The sequence below is a fragment of the Hymenobacter sp. BT18 genome (assembly GCF_012273015.1).
Classification (GTDB): domain Bacteria; phylum Bacteroidota; class Bacteroidia; order Cytophagales; family Hymenobacteraceae; genus Hymenobacter; species Hymenobacter lutimineralis.
Genome location: NZ_CP050954.1, coordinates 174829 through 187423, shown reverse-complemented (window position 1 = coordinate 187423; position 12595 = coordinate 174829). Strand labels below are relative to the sequence as shown.

Genomic DNA, 12595 nt, shown 5'->3' with positions numbered 1-12595 from the left:
GCAACTAACCAGCTACCCCTGCTCGCCTAGCACGCTTTCCACCCAGCCTTTGCCCCAGTCCTCCAACTCCTGCTCGCTCCAGATGGCGGGGTAGAAGATGCGCTTCTGGAACTTGGGAGGCAGGTATTTCTTCCAGTTGGTGCCGCCGGTGGCGGCAATGGCCGTGGGGTCGCGCTCCAGGTAGCGCACCGCCGACTTGTAGTGCATCAGCGGCCAGTTCACGTTCACGCTCACGTCTAGCTGGCGCAGGGCGCGCAGCAGGCGCGGGTGCTGCTGGTCTGCGGCCGGCAGGCGCTGCACCACGCTCCACACGTTGCGCTCGGCAAAGCGGCGGGCGTGCTGGTGCAGGGTATCGGTGTATTTTTCTTCGAACTGAATGAGCGTAAGGGCCTTGGCCCCGCTTTCTTCAATGGTGGCACCGGCCTTCCAGTAGATGCAGCCCAGCAGCTCGTCGTGGGCGGCGGCCTCGCCCAGCAGGCGGCGCTTTTCCTTGTCGGCCAGGTTGAAGAGGGAAGTAGAGGCCAGCTCAATCATGCGGTACTGCACGCTCTGGAAGCCCGAAGCCGGCATCAGGCTCATCCGAAACTGCAGAAACTGCTGCTTGTCCATGCCGTCCACCATCACGTCGAACGAGTCAATCAGGTTCTCGAAGTAGCGGTTGATGCGGCCCACGCGCAGCACTACCTCCTGCAGCGTGGGCTGCTGCAGGTCGCCGATTTGTTCGTACTCGCACAGGCACAGCTTGAAGTACAGCTCGGTAATCTGGTGGTAGATGATGAAAATCCGCTCGTCGGGAATCTGGGTGAGGGGGCGCTGCAAGCTCAGCAGCGTGTCCAGCTCAATGTAGTCCCAGTAGTTGACGTAGTCGGCGTAGTATAGACCTTCGAGGTAGCCCGCCAGGTCCTGGCCATCGGCGGCGTATTTCTGCTGCAGGCGGCGCAGCTGCTCCAGCACGGCGGGAGCAAACTCGTCGGAGGGAATAGGGGAGAGCATGGGCAGGCGGGTAAGGCGGCGGGTGAACGGGCGCAAAGAACGAAAAACCCCCGCAAACCCCCACGGCCGGGCTTGGCCTAAGGCCGAAGAGTGGTCCTGGCTGGAAATGCTGGTACTTTGGCAAGTTGAATTCCCGCCCGAATCCTCTACTTTTGGCAGGCATCCGCAGAATAACGGCGCGCTATGGCAGAGAAAAGCAGCATTTTTGATATGATCGGGCCCGTTATGATTGGCCCCAGCTCCTCGCATACGGCGGGCGTGGTGCGCATTGCCAGTGCCGCCATCCGCATTCTGGGCTCCCTGCCCACGCACGCAACCATCACGTTCTACAACTCCTTCGCCCGCACCTACGAAGGCCACGGCTCCGACCGCGCCATCGTGGCCGGCCTGCTGGGCTACGCCACCGACGACGTGCGCATTCGCGAGGCCTTCGACCACGCCCGCGCCGCGGGCCTGCAGTACACGTTTCAGAGCGTGGGCAACGCCTCCACCATGCACCCCAACACCATCAAGCTGCAGCTGCGCGATGAGCGCACCGGCCACGCCGTGGAAGTGGTGGGTCAGAGCCGGGGCGGGGGCGTCATTCGCATTGTGGAAGTAGATGGGTTTCCGGCCGACTTCTCCGCTTCCCTGCACACGCTCATTATCGACGCGGCCGACGTGCCCGGCTCCATTGCCTTCATTGCCTCCGTTATTGCCCACGACGACTGCAACATTGCCACCATGTTTGTGAGCCGCAAGGGCAAGCACGAGCTGGCCCGGCAGTTTATCGAAACCGACTCGGGCCTGAAGGATATTACCCTTGAATACCTGCGCCAGCTGAGCTGGGTGCAGCGCGTTACCTACATTCCAAACATCGACTAAGTGCACCAGCGGGCTAGTTCACGGCTTGTATGCCGGTGTTGGTTGATTCCGGTTCCGCCCCCGGCTACCGGCCCCTACCTTGCGTGGCCGCTGGCCACCTGACCTCCCGCCGCTCTTCTTCCGCTGATTTTCTTTACCTGCTATGAAACACTTGTATCGGCTGCTGCTGGGCACCAGCCTGCTTACGCCGCCCGCCCTGGCTCAAACAACGTCGCCCACCCAGCCCCCCGCCGGCACGCTGCCCGCCACGGCCGGGGGCGGCTGGACGCTGCAGCGCGCCATCGACTACGCCCTGCAAAACAACCTGAACGTGCGCCTGACGCAGTTCTCGGCCGACGTAAACGAGGCGAACCTCCGCCAGAGCCGAGCCGCGCTGCTGCCCAACGCCAACGTGAACGGCTCCCAGTCCTGGAACTTTGGTACCAGCACCGACCCGCTCACCAACGAGTTCATTACGCAGACCATCCGCTCCAACAATTTCTCGGTATCCTCGCAGGTTACGCTCTTTTCGGGCTTTCAGCTGCGCAATACCATCAAGCAGAACGTGCTGAACGTAGAAGCCGGCCGCAACGACGTGGACAAGGCCCGCAACGACCTGGCCCTGAACGTGGCCTCGCAGTACCTGCAGTTGGTGCTGGCTGAGGAGCTGGTGCGCGCCAACCAGCTGCGGGTGAACTCGGCCGAGCAGCAGGTGGAGCGGGCCCGCAAGCTGCTCCGGGCCGGCTCCGTGGCCGAGAGCAACCTGCTCGACGCCCAGGCCCAGCAGGCCTCCGACCAAACCAACGTCATCACGGCCGAAAACCAGCGCGATATTGCCCGCCTGCAGCTGATTCAGCTGCTGAATCTGAGTGGGGCCGAGGCTACAGCCTTCCAGATTGACGTGCCCGCCCTGCCCGACCCCGACGACGAGGCAGAGCTGAGCCTGGATCTGAACGAAACCTACCAGACGGCCGAAAGCCTGCTGCCCGAAGTGAAAGCCGCCGACCAGCGCGTGCGGGCCAGCAGCTTCGGCGTGGATGTGGCCCGGGGCGCCTACTACCCGCGCCTGACCTTCGGGGCAGGCTTGTTCACGGGGTATTCCTCGGCCCGCTCCTCGTTTATTCCCACCGGCGAAGTCGACTTCAGCTACGCGCCGGTCTTCATCTACAACCCCGCCACGCCCACCACGCCGCCCGTTCCTACCCAGTACGTGACGGGGGTGGCCCAGCCGCGCTTCGACGTGAAGCCCACGGCCTTCTCCAACCAGATCAAAGACAACTTCGGTAAGCAGCTGCAGTTCAACCTGAGCGTGCCCATCCTGAATGGCCTGCAGGCGCGCACCAACCTGCAGCGCGCTCAGATTGGCGTGCAGCAGGCCCAGGCCCGGGCCGACCAGACTCGTCTGACGCTGCGCCAGAACATTCAGCAGGCCTACGCCGATGCCCGGGCCGCCCAGCGCCGGTACGTGGCCGCCAAGCGGCAGGTAGATGCCCTGACCACGGCGTACCGCAACGCCGAAATCCGCTTCAACAACGGCCTGCTCAACGGCACGGAGTTCAACATCTCGAAAAACAACCTGACGGCGGCCGAGTCGAGCATGATTCAGGCCAAGTACGAGTTCATCTTCCGTCGCAAAGTGCTTGACTTCTACCAGGGCCGCCCCATCAGCCTGTAAGGCGTGCAACAGCCCCGGCCCGCGCGGCCGCCCCGAAAAAGCACCTGGTGGTTTTAGCCAGCAGCAACTACGTCCCTGAGCCCTAAGTTCCTAAGTTTTTACCTATGAAAAATAACCGCACGCTGTACATTCTCATTGCCGTATTGCTGCTGCTGGTGGGTGGATTTATTCTGGCCAAGAAACAAGGCTGGATTGGTAGCCCCGTCGGCACAGAAGTTATTTCGGCCAAGGCCCAGCCCGCAACGATTGTCGAGAAAGTAAGTGCCTCCGGGAAAGTGCAGCCGGAGACGGAAGTGAAAATTTCGCCCGACGTATCGGGGGAAATCACCGAGCTGTACGTGCAGGAAGGCGACTCCGTCAAGAAGGGACAGCTGCTGCTGCGCATCCGGCCCGACAACTACCAGGCCATGGTAAATCAGCAGAACGCGGTGGTCGGCACCCAGCGCGCCAACGTGGGCCAGAGCCAGGCCCGTCTGCAGCAGTTGCTGGCCAATGCCAAGCAAACCGAGCTGACGTACCGGCGGAACGCCTCGCTCTTCAAGCAGAAGGTGATTTCGCAGGCTGATTTTGAAGCCAGCAAGGCCGCCTACGATGCCTCCCAGGAAGAAGTCAACTCGGCCCGCCAGAGCATTCGGGCCGCCCAGAGCCAGGTGCGCAGCGCCCAGGCCAGCCTCGACGAAGCCCGCCGCAACCTCGATAAGACCACCATTTATGCACCCGTGAGTGGCACCGTCAGCAAACTGAACGTGGAGCGCGGGGAGCGGGTAGTAGGTACCTCGCAGATGGCCGGCACTGAGATTATGCGTATCGCCAACCTCAACTCCATGGAGGTGCGCGTGAACGTGAACGAAAACGACGTAACCAACGTCAACCTCGGCGACTCGGTGGAGGTAGAGGTGGACGCCTATGCCAGCAAGGATGAGAAGTTCCGGGGCCTGGTCACCAGCATTGCCAACACGGCCAAGGATGCTCTCACGGCCGAAGCGGTAACGGAATTTGAAGTGCGCATCCGCCTGCTGCCCGAGTCGTACCGGCACTTGCAGCGCACGGTAAACGGCCGCACCCTGGTGCCCTTCCGCCCCGGCATGACGGCCTCCGTCGACATTATCACCGAGCGCAAGAGCAACGTGCTGACGGTGCCGCTGGCCGCCGTGACTACCCGCTCCGACAGCGCTTTTGCTAAGGGCGGCGACAAGGATAAAGAAGGCATCAAGATCGGGCGCGGCCGTGGGGGCGAGGCTGAGGCGGCCAAGGCTCCCAAGGCCGATGTCCAGGAAGTAGTGTTTGTGGTGAAAGGCGGCAAAGCCGTGCTCACGCCCGTGAAAACCGGCATCAGCGACTTCCAGAACATTGAAATCCTCAGCGGCCTCACCCAAGGCACGGAGGTGGTCAGCGGCCCTTTCCGCGCGGTTTCCAAGACTCTGAAGGATGGGGAGCTGGTTGTAGTGAAGGATGCCAAGAGCATCAACAAAGCGGCCCTGAAGGCCGACGAGCCTAAAGAAGACTAGCCGCGCTAACTACCTGAATGGCTGGTTTTGGCGCCCTGGTTTGGAAGGCTGGCCCCCGCGCGGGGGCCAGCCTTCCGTTTTTTTTGCCTAAACTCGGCCATCGGCCGGCCAAAACCCTGCCGCCTTTTATCCCTTCGTTGATTCTGTAACCCGCAGCTTGGAAAAGATTGCCATGATTGGCGGTGGCTCATGGGCCACTGCACTAGCCAAAATACTGTCGGAAAACGGGGCCCGGGTGGGCTGGTGGATGCGCAGCAAGGACGACGTGCAGCACCTGCAGCGCACCCGCCACAACCGGCGTTACCTTTCCTCCGTGGCCTTCGACCTGACGCGTATATTTCCCTCCAGCGACCTGGACGCCGTGGTGAAGGAAGCCGACTGGCTGGTGCTGGCCGTACCGGCGGCCTTCGTGAAGGATGTGCTCGACAAGCTGGACCGCGACACGCTGCGGCATAAGCGCATTATCACGGCCATCAAGGGCATGATTCCGGGCAAGAATATCCTGGTGACGGACTACGTGGCCGAGCGGTTCCGGCTGCCGCATGCTCAGCTGGGCGTAGTGGCCGGCCCCTGCCACGCCGAGGAAGTAGCCCTGGAAAAGCAGAGTTACCTCACCATCGGCTCGCCTAGTCCCGAGCTGGCCGAGGACTTCTGCCGCCTGCTGCGCAACCGCTACGTGAAGGCCCACCCCATGGACGACCTCGATGGCATCGAGTACTGCGCCGTGATGAAGAACATCATTGCGCTTACCAGCGGCATTGCCCACGGCCTGGGCTACGGCGACAACTTCCAGGCGGTGCTGGTGAGCAATGCCGTGCAGGAAATGCGGCGCTTCGTCCACGCCCTCAACCCCCAACCCCGCGACCTGTCGGCCTCCGCCTACCTTGGCGACCTGCTGGTGACGGCCTACTCCCAGTTTTCGCGCAACCGTACCTTCGGCAACATGATCGGGCGGGGGTACTCCGTAAAATCGGCGCAGATGGAGATGAACATGGTGGCCGAGGGCTACTACGCCGTGAAAAGCATCCACGAGCTGAACAAGAAACTGCTGGTGCCTATGCCCATTACCTCGGCCGCCTACCACATTCTTTACGAGAAAATTTCGCCGGCCGTAGAGATTGAGCTGCTGAAAGAGAAGTTTAAGTAGCTGAGAAAGCCGCGGCTGCGCACCTGGAAGGCGTTCCGCTGGCTTCTCGTCATCTCAAGCCGTTATCCTGCCTATGAAAGTCGTTGGCTTTACGTTTGTGCGCAATGCCCTCACCTACGATTATCCGGTGCTGGAAAGCCTGCACTCCCTGCTACCGCTCTGCGACGAGGTGGTGGTGGCCGTCGGCAACTCCAGCGACGATACGCTGGCGCTGATCCAGAGCATTGACTCCCCCAAAATCCGCCTGCTCGAAACCACCTGGGACGATACGCTGCGCGAAGGCGGGCAGGTGCTGGCCGTGGAAACTAACAAAGCCCTGGCCGCCGTGCCGGCCGATGCCGACTGGGCCATCTACCTGCAGGCCGATGAGGTGCTGCACGAGACGGACTACGCGGCCCTGCGCGCCGGCATGGAGCGTTGGAAGGATGCGGCCAACGTGGATGGCCTTCTGCTGCACTACCGCCACTTCTACGGCTCCTACGATTACGTAGGGGATGCGGCCCGCTGGTACCGGCGCGAAATTCGGGTGGTGCGCCCGGGCCGGGGCGTGTACTCCTACCGCGATGCCCAGGGCTTTCGGAAAAACAACAATGAAAAGCTGCGGGTAAAGCTGCTGGACGTTACCGTGCACCACTACGGCTGGGTAAAGCCTCCCGAGGCCATGCAGCGCAAGCAGGAAACGTTCAACAAGCTCTGGCACTCCGACGAGTGGATGGCCGAGCACATTGCCCCGGCCGCGGCGTTTGATTACAGTCAGATAGATTCCCTGCAGCGCTTTACGGGCACGCACCCGGCCGTGATGCAGGCGCGCATCCAAAGGCAGAACTGGCAGTACGACCATGATATGAGCCGCAACCGCCAGCGCTTCAAAGACCGGCTCAAGCACTGGGTGGAGCTGCGCACCGGCTACCGCCCGGGCGAGTACCGCAACTATAAGCTGGTGTAGCCGCGCTAGCCGGCGGCTACCCAATTTCACTCACTTTACCTGCAGCACTACATGGGTTCCTGGGGACACCGTAACTTCGAAAACGACACGGCCGCGGACTTCGCCGCCGACTTCCGCGACCAGCCCAACGAGGCACTGCTGCTGGCCGCGCTGGCCACGGCGGCCGAGGAAGAAGAATACATTGAGGCGGACGTAGCCAGTGAGGCGCTGGCGGCCGCCGAAATCGTGGCCGCTATTCTCGGGAAGCCCTCCCCAGCTTTTCCCGCCGATTTGCAGCCAGCCCTGAAGCAGCTGGATGCCGGCGACAGTGATGACTTACGCGAGCTGGCCCAGGAAGCGGTGGAGGCCGTGCTCCGGCAGTCGGAGCTGCGTGAGCTGTGGGAGGAAACCGCCGATGCGGCTGCCTGGAAGCAGGAGCAGCAAGGGCTTTTGGACCGCCTGGAAGAGCAGGAGTAGGCTATGCCCTGGCTCGTACTGGCCCTGCTCACGGCCCTGTGCCTGGCCTTCTACAACTTCTTTATCAAGCAGGCCGCCGATCAGGTACCCGCCGCCGTGGGGGCCGTGGTCCTGCAACTGGTGGCCGCCGCCTTGGGGGCTTTGTGGCTGCTCAAGCTCAAGCTGCAGGGGCAGCCCCTGCCCGTGACCAGCAAAGGGCTGTGGCTGGCGGCATTGGCCGGCCTGGGGGTGGGCCTGGCCGAAATTCTCACCTTCGTGGTGTTTAGCCGGGGTGTGCCTTCTGCTGTGGGTACGCCCGTGATTGTGGGGGGCTCAGTGCTGCTCACGGCGGTGCTGGGCGTGGTAGTGGCCCGCGAGGTGCTCACCCTGGGGCAGGTGCTGGGTTTGCTGCTCATTGTGGGCGGTATTGCCCTGCTGGCCCGCGGGCATTGATTTAGTTGCTAGTTGGTCGTTGTTTGTGGGCATACTACTTGAGCCTGACAACGCACAACGAACAAGCAGTATCTAAACCCTGGCAACCAGCATCTATCAGCTAAACCCTATGTACAGCATTATGGCCTAGATAAGAATAATTCTCCACTAGAGTAACAACCTGCGCGGGTCCTGGGTATACTTGCAACCCACATTCACACGCCCGCTAATGAGTACTCCCAACGAAAATCAACCGCAAAACGGTCAAAACGGCACTTCCAACCATACCCAGCACTCCGCCGCCGATGGCACCGGCACGGCCGTAACGGGCACGGGCTCCTCGCAGGACCCGCGCACGGCCGAGGGGGAAAATGCCCGCACGCTAACCACCCGCCAGGGGCACCCGCTCACCAACAACCAGAACCTGCGCACCCTCGGCAACCGCGGTCCGGCGCTGCTGGAGCAGTATGCTTTCCTTGAAAAAATCAGTCACTTCGACCGGGAGCGGGTACCGGAGCGCGTAGTGCATGCCCGCGGCGCGGGAGCCCACGGTGTGTTTGAAGCCTACGGCAAAGTAGGGGACGAGCCTATTGAACAGTACACCCGCGCCAAGCTGTTCAACACGGCCGGCAAGCAGACGCCCGTATTCGTGCGCTTTTCTACAGTGGGCCACGGCGGCCACTCCCCCGAAACCCTGCGCGACCCGCGCGGCTTCGCGGTGAAGTTTTACACCGAGGATGGCAACTGGGATTTAGTGGGCAACAACCTCAAGGTGTTCTTTATTCGCGACGCCATGAAGTTTCCGGATTTGATTCACTCCCAGAAACCCGACCCGGTAACCAACCGCCAGAGCGGGGAGCGGATTTTCGACTTTATCTGCAACACGCCCGAGGCCATGCACATGGTGGCCTTCCTGTTCTCGCCCTGGGGCATTCCAGCCAATTACCGCCAGATGCAGGGCTCGGGCGTGAATACCTATAAGTGGGTGAACCAGGACGGCGACGCCGTCCTGGTGAAGTACCACTGGGAACCGCTCCAGGGCATCAAAAACCTGACGGCCCAGGAAGCGGAGGCCATCCAGGCCAAGAACTTCAACCACGCCACCCAGGACCTGTTCGACAACATCAAGGCCGGCAACTTCCCCGAGTGGGAGCTGCGCGTGCAGATCATGAGCGACGACGAGCATCCGGAGCTGGACTTCGACCCGCTCGATGATACTAAGATCTGGCCTGAGGATCAGTTCCCGCACCTGCCTGTGGGCAAGATGACGCTCAACCGCAACCCCGAAAACTACTTCGCCGAGGTGGAGCAGTCGGCTTTTGGAACTGGCGTGCTGGTGGATGGCCTCGACTTCTCCGACGACAAGATGTTGCAGGGCCGCACCTTCTCGTACTCTGACACTCAGCGCTACCGCGTGGGCACCAATTACCTGCAGCTGCCCATCAACGCGCCCAAAAAGCACGTGGCCACCAACCAGCGCGACGGCCAGATGGCTTACCACGTAGACTCGGCCCCCGGCCAGAACAACCACATCAACTACGAGCCCAGCTCGCTCAATGGCCTGAAGGAAGCGCCCCGCACCGCGCCAGAGCATATGCCTGCGTACAGCGGCCGCGTCGTGCGCCAGACCCTCGACCGCCAGAACAACTTCAAGCAGGCCGGCGAACGGTACCGCCTGCACGAAGACTGGGAGCGGGACGACCTGATCAACAACATGGTGGGCGCCCTGGCCGATGCTGACCGCAAGGTGAGCGACAAGATGGTGGAGCTGTGCACCAACTGCGACCCGGACTGGGGCAAGCGCCTCGCCGAGGGCCTGGCAGCTGCCCGTGGTGGCCAGCAACACGAAGGCGGCAATCAGTACAACGAAAGCCAGCAGCGCGAAGCCTCACAGCAGGCTGAGGAAGTGGGCCACGAAGCCAAGCCTTACTAAGTTATTTCCTAGCAGCTTGCTGCATAAAAAAAGGCCGCTGAGAACTTCTCAGCGGCCTTTTTATGTATTTGATCTAGCAGTTAGCAAGGCAGCAGGCCGGGTGCCAGCTTCGCCAATTCTTCCCACACGCGGTGCACCGGCAGCCCCATCACGTTGAAGTAGGAGCCCTCCAGGCGGGTTACCGCGGCCAGCCCAATCCAGTCCTGCGCGCCATAGGCCCCGGCTTTATCGAGCGGCTGGTAACGCTGCACGTAGAAGCGGATTTCGGCTTCGCTGAGGGCGCGGAAATGCACCTGCGTCTGGTCGGAAAACACCACCTGCTGCCCTGCGCCGGTTAGTAGGCACACGCCCGTGTACACGTCGTGGGCGCGGCCCTGCAACTGGGTGAGCATGCGTACGGCGTCTTCCTCGTCTTCGGGCTTGTTGAGTACCTGCTCGTCGAGGCACACGATGGTGTCGGCCGTGAGCAGTACTTCGTCGGGGGCTAGCTCGGTGCGGTAGGCGCTGGCTTTGTGGGCGGCCAGAAACTCGGCTATTTCGGCGCGGCGCAGGTGGGCCGGGAAGGATTCATCGACTTCCTTGAGACGTACTTCGTAGGTCAGGCCCAGGTCGGTGAGCAGCTGACGGCGGCGCGGGGAATTAGAAGCCAGCAGTAAACGCGTGGGTGTGTTCATCGTCGCGGATGGAGGTAAACAGGAAGCCTCCGATAGTCTTGGGATAAAAGAACGTGGATTTGGGCGGCATCACGGCCCCGCTGTGGCATACCCGCTCTACCTCGTCCATGGTCACCTCATTGGTGATGAAAGCGGCGCGGGCCTCGCCCCGGTCCACGCGGGTGAGGCACTCGGGGAAGTTGCGCACGTAGGCCACGCCCGGCCACTGCCGCTGCGCGTCGATGCCCACAATGCCCAGTACCTTTTCGAGCACGAAGAAGTGCAGCACCGTCAGGTCGAGGGCCTTCACTTCGGGCGTGAGGGGCCAGCTGAGCTGCCCGTGTACCTCAGGCCGCAGGCGCAGCTTGTAGGCCTGCCCGTCCAGGTACAGCCCGAATGCCCAGGGCTTACCTGCAATCAGCTCGGGCAAGTCGTAGGCGTCGTCTTTAGGCACCACGGTAAAATACGCCTCTAACTGGGCCAGGAAATCTGCGTTGGCAAGGCCTGCGGGCAATTCCAGCAGCAGGCGGTGCGTGGGCAGAATACGCAGGTCGTCGGCGGCGGCGTTGGTGAGGTACATCAGGTGGTAGTTCCAGGCTTCGCGGCCCGTAGCCTGCCCCCCGGCGGCCACCTCCCGGGCTTGGCGGTACGCCAGGGAGCCTTCGTAGCGGTGGTGCCCGTCGGCCAGAATCACCTGCCGTTCGGCCAGTACCTGCTGAAACTGTTGAATCACGCGCGCATCCTGAATCACGGCCAGTACGTCGCGGGCACCCTGGTAGTCTTCCTCCGTTTGATAAAGCGGGTCGAGGATGGCTTCATCCAGGTAGCATTCCAGCTCGAAGTCTTCGTCGCGGTACAGGCCGTGGGTGGCACTGGTTTGGAACTGGGTGCGGGCCAGCAGCTCGGCCCGGTCGTTTACGCTGGCCGGCAGCGTGTTTTCATGGCGCAGCACCACCTCATCAGCCCAGTCGTAAGCCCGAATGTGGCACATAAAGCCCTTGCGGCAGTACTCCCGCTGCGGGTTGCCGGGCAGCCGAAAGTACTGGTAATAAACGTAGATGCCTGGCAGGGCATCCTGACGCAGAATGCCCTGCTGCTGCCACTCCGTGAGCCGGGCTAGGGCGGCGCCCGCTGCATCCTGCCCGCGCGGCACGGACAGATGAATACTATTCAGTGGATTCCGGTACAGGGCCTCGCGCTGCTTGGCCGACACCACGTCGAATAAGGGCGAAACGTAGTCGTCAATGCGTTGGCCCAGATCGTCGTTGTAGCGCCAGCCCCGCACGGGTTGAATTTCAGCCAATTTTCAGGGGGATGAGGTGATAAAGTAACGGGATGAGGTGACACATCGGGCAAGGTCAGGGTGCCAGCCGGCTGATTTTCCAGCCATCGGCAGTGCGCTCATACACTATCCGGTCGTGGAGGCGGGAGGGGCGGCCCTGCCAGAACTCCACCCGGTGTGGGCGCAGCACGTAGCCGCCCCAATGTGCGGGCCGAGGCAGCGGGTCCTGACCTTCAAATCGGGCAGCAATGGCTTGCTCGCGCTGCTCCAGCTCTTCCCGGCTGGCCACCGGCTGGCTTTGCGGAGAAGCCCAGGCGCCCACCTGGCTGCCCCGGGGGCGGCTTTGGAAATACTCCGTCGAAACCGTTTCGGCGGCTTTTTCGATGGTGCCCTCTACCCGCACCTGACGCTCCAGGCCGGGCCAGAAAAAGGTAAGCGCCGCCTGCGGATGAGCGGCCAACTCCTGTCCTTTGCGGGAATCGTAGTTGGTAAAAAACAAAAAGCCAGCGTCGTCAGGTAGGCCTTTCAGCAGCACTACCCGCGCCGAAGGCTGGCCCTGTTCATTGCTGGTAGCCAGTACCATGGCGGTAGGCTCGTCTACTTGTGCCCCCAGGGCTTCATCCAGCCATTGCCGAAACTGGGCAATGGCCTCGGGCTGTACATCGGCTTCCGAAAGGCTGCGCTGGGCGTAGGTTTTGCGCAAATCCGCGAGGTGGTGGTCGTTCATGAGCGGCAGAGGAATGAAAGA

Annotated in this window: 12 protein-coding genes; 8 read left to right on the top strand and 4 right to left on the bottom strand. The window is 62.1% G+C overall.

Annotation, left to right across the window (positions count from 1 at the left end; genetic code table 11):
* Window positions 1-12 precede the first annotated feature (12 nt).
* Window positions 13-1029: a tryptophan 2,3-dioxygenase family protein gene (locus tag HER32_RS00835; RefSeq protein ID WP_317169650.1), complete on the bottom strand. Its 1017-nt coding sequence runs from the start codon at window positions 1027-1029 to the stop codon at window positions 13-15.
* 147 nt (window positions 1030-1176) lie between these two features.
* On the opposite strand from HER32_RS00835, the gene sdaAB reads away from it, so the two are divergent.
* From sdaAB to HER32_RS00795, 8 genes are all read left to right on the top strand, one after another.
* Window positions 1177-1857, top strand: a complete 681-nt coding sequence (gene sdaAB, locus HER32_RS00830) for an L-serine ammonia-lyase, iron-sulfur-dependent subunit beta (protein ID WP_149071463.1) — start codon at window positions 1177-1179, stop codon at window positions 1855-1857.
* A gap of 142 nt (window positions 1858-1999) precedes the next feature.
* Window positions 2000-3511 (top strand): TolC family protein, encoded by a 1512-nt coding sequence (locus HER32_RS00825; RefSeq protein ID WP_149071462.1) that lies wholly within the window; start codon window positions 2000-2002, stop codon window positions 3509-3511.
* A gap of 104 nt (window positions 3512-3615) precedes the next feature.
* Complete coding sequence (locus tag HER32_RS00820; protein WP_168679736.1) at window positions 3616-5019, top strand: efflux RND transporter periplasmic adaptor subunit; 1404 nt, start codon at window positions 3616-3618, stop codon at window positions 5017-5019.
* Between the two features lie 157 nt (window positions 5020-5176).
* Window positions 5177-6166, top strand: a complete 990-nt coding sequence (locus HER32_RS00815) for an NAD(P)H-dependent glycerol-3-phosphate dehydrogenase (RefSeq protein WP_149071460.1) — start codon at window positions 5177-5179, stop codon at window positions 6164-6166.
* 73 nt (window positions 6167-6239) lie between these two features.
* A complete protein-coding gene (locus tag HER32_RS00810; RefSeq protein WP_168679734.1) occupies window positions 6240-7112 on the top strand; it encodes a glycosyltransferase family 2 protein in 873 nt (290 codons plus the stop codon).
* 51 nt (window positions 7113-7163) lie between these two features.
* Complete coding sequence (locus HER32_RS00805; RefSeq protein ID WP_149071458.1) at window positions 7164-7568, top strand: DUF4259 domain-containing protein; 405 nt, start codon at window positions 7164-7166, stop codon at window positions 7566-7568.
* A 3-nt stretch (window positions 7569-7571) separates the two neighbouring features.
* Complete coding sequence (locus HER32_RS00800) at window positions 7572-8000, top strand: EamA family transporter (RefSeq protein ID WP_149071457.1); 429 nt, start codon at window positions 7572-7574, stop codon at window positions 7998-8000.
* A 208-nt stretch (window positions 8001-8208) separates the two neighbouring features.
* Entirely contained in the window at window positions 8209-9912 is a 1704-nt protein-coding gene (locus HER32_RS00795) for a catalase (RefSeq protein WP_168679732.1), read from the top strand.
* Window positions 9913-9992: 80 nt separating this feature from the next.
* Here the strand turns inward: HER32_RS00795 and HER32_RS00790 are convergent, their stop codons facing one another.
* Genes HER32_RS00790 through pdxH form a run of 3 tightly spaced genes read right to left on the bottom strand, consistent with a single transcriptional unit; the run spans window position 9993 to window position 12574 of the window.
* Entirely contained in the window at window positions 9993-10586 is a 594-nt protein-coding gene (locus HER32_RS00790; protein ID WP_168679729.1) for a Maf family nucleotide pyrophosphatase, read from the bottom strand.
* Entirely contained in the window at window positions 10552-11868 is a 1317-nt protein-coding gene (locus tag HER32_RS00785; RefSeq protein ID WP_168679727.1) for a DUF1015 domain-containing protein, read from the bottom strand. The genes HER32_RS00790 and HER32_RS00785 overlap by 35 nt, the downstream gene beginning before the upstream one ends.
* 55 nt (window positions 11869-11923) lie before the next feature.
* The gene (gene pdxH, locus HER32_RS00780) at window positions 11924-12574 is read right to left on the bottom strand and encodes a pyridoxamine 5'-phosphate oxidase (protein ID WP_149071453.1); all 651 of its coding nucleotides are present in this window, start codon (window positions 12572-12574) and stop codon (window positions 11924-11926) included.
* Between the last annotated feature and the right edge of the window lie 21 nt (window positions 12575-12595).